This window comes from Salinispora cortesiana, assembly GCF_000484695.1.
GTDB lineage: Bacteria > Actinomycetota > Actinomycetes > Mycobacteriales > Micromonosporaceae > Micromonospora > Micromonospora cortesiana.
Window position 1 is genome coordinate 1 of sequence record NZ_AXVR01000115.1, and the last position, 4,470, is coordinate 4,470.

Annotated in this window: 2 protein-coding genes and 5 pseudogenes; 2 read left to right on the forward strand and 5 right to left on the reverse strand. The window is 63.6% G+C overall.

Annotated features, from left to right (window positions below):
* Positions 1 to 299: 299 nt before the first annotated feature.
* The 4 genes and pseudogenes from K228_RS30525 to K228_RS29035 all read right to left on the reverse strand — a co-directional run.
* Positions 300 to 432 (reverse strand): annotated as a pseudogene (locus K228_RS30525) (IS3 family transposase); the annotation flags it as partial.
* A 479-nt stretch (positions 433 to 911) separates the two neighbouring features.
* Positions 912 to 1,859, reverse strand: coding sequence for a tyrosine-type recombinase/integrase (locus K228_RS0123905; RefSeq protein WP_025620645.1), 948 nt, complete (start codon positions 1,857 to 1,859; stop codon positions 912 to 914).
* Between the two features lie 507 nt (positions 1,860 to 2,366).
* Positions 2,367 to 2,708, reverse strand: a pseudogene (locus K228_RS26190) (DUF4158 domain-containing protein); the annotation flags it as partial.
* An 81-nt stretch (positions 2,709 to 2,789) separates the two neighbouring features.
* Positions 2,790 to 2,942: pseudogene (locus K228_RS29035) on the reverse strand (VOC family protein); the annotation flags it as partial.
* Between the two features lie 302 nt (positions 2,943 to 3,244).
* Between K228_RS29035 and K228_RS28605 the strand changes: the two are divergent.
* A complete protein-coding gene (locus K228_RS28605; protein WP_155251631.1) occupies positions 3,245 to 4,009 on the forward strand; it encodes a hypothetical protein in 765 nt (254 codons plus the stop codon).
* Here K228_RS28605 and K228_RS28610 read toward each other — a convergent pair.
* Positions 4,006 to 4,155, reverse strand: a pseudogene (locus K228_RS28610) (IS630 family transposase); the annotation flags it as partial. The gene K228_RS28605 and the pseudogene K228_RS28610 sit on opposite strands and share 4 nt — an antisense overlap.
* A gap of 37 nt (positions 4,156 to 4,192) precedes the next feature.
* On the opposite strand from K228_RS28610, the pseudogene K228_RS29275 reads away from it, so the two are divergent.
* Positions 4,193 to 4,420: pseudogene (locus K228_RS29275) on the forward strand (DUF6228 family protein); the annotation flags it as partial.
* Between the last annotated feature and the right edge of the window lie 50 nt (positions 4,421 to 4,470).

Below are 4,470 nucleotides of genomic sequence, written 5' to 3' on the forward strand. Positions count from 1 at the left end.
AACGCCCTGATCCTCGCCTACGGCGACCGGATCACCATCTAACAACCTCGATCACACCCAACGGCCAAACACGGAAAACGCCACAGTCCCCCGTCGAGTTCAGCGCATCGGTGGAGGCGGACCGGGAGGTGCCGGCTGCCGCGCAGGTCCGCGGCCAATGCGGGTGGCGGGTCCGGAGCTTCCGCAGGAACGCTTCATCCGCGCTGGTAAGCGTGAAATGCCGGAACGACTTCGCTCGGCCGAGCTTCGGGTCATCCGGAGAGGATGGGGTCTGCTGCACCGATGGGTGACGGTTCCAGTTACGCGGCCTGCCTGGCCGGTGGGGTCGTGATGGTCTCGTACTCGATAGGGGTCAACCGGGACAGGGGTCGTTGTCGTCGTCGGCGGCGGCGGGAGGTCCGTTCGATCCCAGGTCACGATCGCGGCCCTCAGACCCATCACCACCGCCGAGTCATCACGCCGCTGAGCGAAAAAGCCGGGGCATAGCCAAGAGCAACGACCCCGGCGAAGCTACGCTGGCTTGCCGCGACGGCTCTCGCTTCTCGCTGGCGCACGCCAGCCGAATCGACCACCTCGGCTCCCGAGGCGCCAGCACTCGACCACGCGGCAGCGACCGCGAACCTCGGTACACCATAACAGTCATTATGATGCATCGGAATTTTGTCCGTTTTGCTCCATCCTGAGGATTGAATAATTATCAGTAATGATAATTCGATAATTTCCCTGCTGGCTTCACGGACACCCCGCGATCGCGGAGCTCGAGGACTCGATCCGCACCAACCCGCTATGGTCGATCGGGTCGCTGGCGGTCGAGCGGAAGGCCGCTGGTGACGTCATCGGCCACTGTGGGGGGTTTCTTAACGGATGCGAGACCAGGGATCAAAAAGTTGATCTAGAGCCTGAACAGGTGGTCAGCGTCGGTGTCGGCGGTGGTGTTCGTCGTTCTCGGCGGTGATGCGGGCGGAGGTCTCTTCGCCGAGCCGGACGTAGATGCCGAGGGTAGCCAGGTGCCGGTGGCGGGATTTGGCTTGGAGTTCGGCGGCGCTGCGGCCCTTGGCGGCGAGGTGGGTCAGCCCGGAGTGGCGCAGTTGGTGGAGGGTGTATCCGGCGTCGTGCGGGTCGTGGAGCTTGGATGCCTGCTTGAACAGGTACTCGACGCGCGGGTAGGACAGCCGGCCCCGGCCGGTTTCCGGGCAGATGTCGCCCAGGGCCGGGGCGCGGCGCCCCGCTGCTGCGGCACGCCGGTCGGTGAGGAACACCGGCCCGATGGTGCGGCCGGCCAGCAGTCGGGGCAGCAGGCGGGCGGTCGGGGTTTCCCAGTGCACGTAGGCGCGGTCGCCGCCTTTCTCGGTGACGAGGGCGCGGCGGAACTCCATGTCGAGGTCGGGTACGTCGAGGCTGAGGATTTCCTCGGCGCGGGCGCAGGTCTCGTAGAGCATCCGCCAGAGGACCCGCTCGCGTAGCGGGTGGCGGTCGTCGGTGAACAGCCGCTCCAGGCGGGCGCGAGGGATGGCTTTGTCCCGGGTTCGGGTGACCTTGCGCCGTTCCAGCCGTCGGCCGGGGTCGGTGGTCAGCCAGTCCTGGCGGCGGCAGTAGGCGGTGAACGAGGTCAGCACGGACAGGTGCTTGTTCCAGGTGTTCGCCGCGCCCTGGTCCCAGCGCGCCATCGTCTGCTCGTAGAGCTGCGGGGTAAGCCCGGTGACCGGCATCTGGTCCCCGGCGGTCTCGCGCAGCCGACGCAGGGTCTCGGTGTAGGTGGCGCGGGTGGCGGGGTCGTCGCGGAACCGGTCGAGGAACGCGTCGACGGCGACCACGAGCGCCACCGGGCGGTGGGCGGTCGGTAGCGGGATCACGGACACCTCAGCGACCTCTTCCGGTGATGTGACACAGAATGTGGCCAAGTCGCCCTCGCCGCGGTGACGACGTCCCGCAGGTGGCGACGGATGGATCAATGGCTTTGTGACAGAGAATACGGGATTCTGTGTCACAACCGAAGGCGCGCGGCCGGCCGCGGCTGACCGACCGGCCGAACCAGCCCCTGTGATCACTCGTCTTCCTCGGGGACCCGCGTCGGTCGGGGTCAAGCAGCGGGCTGCCAGCAGCTTGCCCGCTGGCCGACCGTTACCCACACTCGCTGCGGCGCGGGATCGCGTCTTGCGCCGCCAACTACGCTGCGCGACCGTCAATGACTTCGCGGTATCCGGATTTGCCGAAGGGCGGATTCTCTCCGGCTACAGATGTCCGGTGTCGTTGAAGCTGACCAAGGTCGGCGGTCGATCGGAATCCCACTGCACGATGGTGATAGCGCAGTTCGCTTGATTGAGGCCGATCCACCGCCACACGGGGGCGTCGAGTATGTGGCGGACGAGCCAGTCGGTCAGCTTGTCGTAGTCCGCGACCGTGAACGTCCGGAACCCGAAGTGCCGCCGGATCTCCGCCCGGTGCCGCTTGATCGTCGGCCCGTCCCAGGCGTACAGACCCAGATCGGCCGCGGGCACCTTCACCTGTGCCGCGACGAAGTCCACCACCTCGCCACGCAACTCGGCCTGGCCACGCGGGAACCGGCCATACCGGCCGTAGAACTTCAACAACAGTGCGAAGGCGAGCTTGGTCGGGCCGTCGTGTTTGCCCGCCAACAGGTTGATCTCTTTGGGCAGCAGCGTCCAGTGCTCGACCAGGTCAGCGAAGTTCTCCGGAAGACGAACCACGGGGCAACATCATTCTCCGTCGATCAGCCTTCGGCCATCCCCATCGCTAGATCAACTTTTTGATCCCTGGTCGCGCATCCGTTAAGGAACCCCCAGGTACAGGCAGAAGGGGTGCCCGGCAGGGTCGAGCAGCACCCGTACCGTCTGCTGTGGTTGGTAGTCGGCGATCGTCGCGCCGAGTTCCAGCGCGTGCGCTACCGCCGCTTGGAGGTCCGACACCTCGAAATCCAGATGTGATCAATCAATCATGGTCAATATCACACATATGCTCAGATGGGCAACGGAGAGTGGCGAGTCCGGTCAAAATGTCCCCATCCGGCAAGACGATAGCTACACACCGCATTGGTTGCGAGTGTGGGCGGCTACCCTGCGGGTCACGCGACGGCAGCCAACTCCGGTAGCTTCCGGTCAGGCACAAGATTTTCGAACTAGTTCGGCGTCCCATCGACAAAGATCTTGGAGGATTAGTGAAGCCAGGAAGATTAGGCAACGAGCTGCGAAACACCTGGCTACGGCTTTCGGCTGTAGGTGTCCTGGTGGCGTCATTGATCGCCATCCCGTCTGGAAGCGCCCAGGCCGTAGAAACGGTGAGGCTGAGTGAGGCGCAAAAGATCGAACTGATCGTTGACCTGAGGCGCCAGGGAGCTTCCGAGGCGGAGATAACCCGTAGAACGGGGTATCGACTTGTTCAGACGACGTCTATCGCCCCTTCGCTGCTCTCAATCAACACCGACGTCACCGTCCCCAATCCCCGTATCTACTACGATGAGGCTAATGAGAGGTATGTAGCCTACGCCGACTACAACTGGAACGACAATGCAACTCTCGGGGACGGGCACTTTAACACGGGCAACGTCGGTGGCAATGATGTACTTTCAATTCGTTTTTCTCAAGACGTCGTACAGACGAGCACCCCAAGTGGAACTATCAATTGGGGCGGATGGAGAGGCCTGACCCCTGACATCACCCTACCGCCAGAGGGAGGACCACCTCTGCTCCCCGGGCTCTGGGGGAACTCGGAGTATGGCGCACTCATTCAGTGGCAGGACGCGACGCACGCCACCCGATGTGATGGGTCGGACTTCCCGAACTGTGCGCGCTACAACTCCCAGTCGGGAACTTTGTCGTACGCTTTCAAGAGGCCGCCAGGCTGCCTTCAAATCTTCGCCCACTACGCCCACACCTGGAGCGACACGAGAATCACGTCGGCAGGCATAAGTAACTCAGGGTTCGAGATCGGGTTCAGCTCTCCGGAGCATCGTTGGCAGGTCACTAGCGGAGCAACACAGCTCGGCTGCTAGTGTCGCGTGTCTGAGTTCTTTTGACGGTTGGCTTTGGTGAGGATCTGGTCGGCGGTCTTGGTCCAGACGAACGGTTGGCAGCGTTCGTTGTAGGCGTCGATGAACGCCCGGATCGCGCCGATCAGGTCCGGCACGCTGGTGAAGGTGCCCTAACGCTGAACCGTAACTCGCCTGCTCAAAACGATGTCGATCGCCTACTGTCACGAGGTGCCTGACCAGAGCGGCGACGACAACCTCCACGTGATAGTCCGATGCCAAGACGACCCGGCGGTGTCCATCCGCCTGCACGACCGTTCCTTCCCCGACGAATACGGCATCTGCTTCGCGGTCGAAGCCCGCGCACAGGGCCTACACGCCGAACTACCCGGGGGTCTGCTGCACCGATGGGTGACATCTGAGATGGCTTGCCCTGGTGGCGGGCTGGAAGGATGTTGCTGTGCCCAAGCCCTACCCCCGTGAGT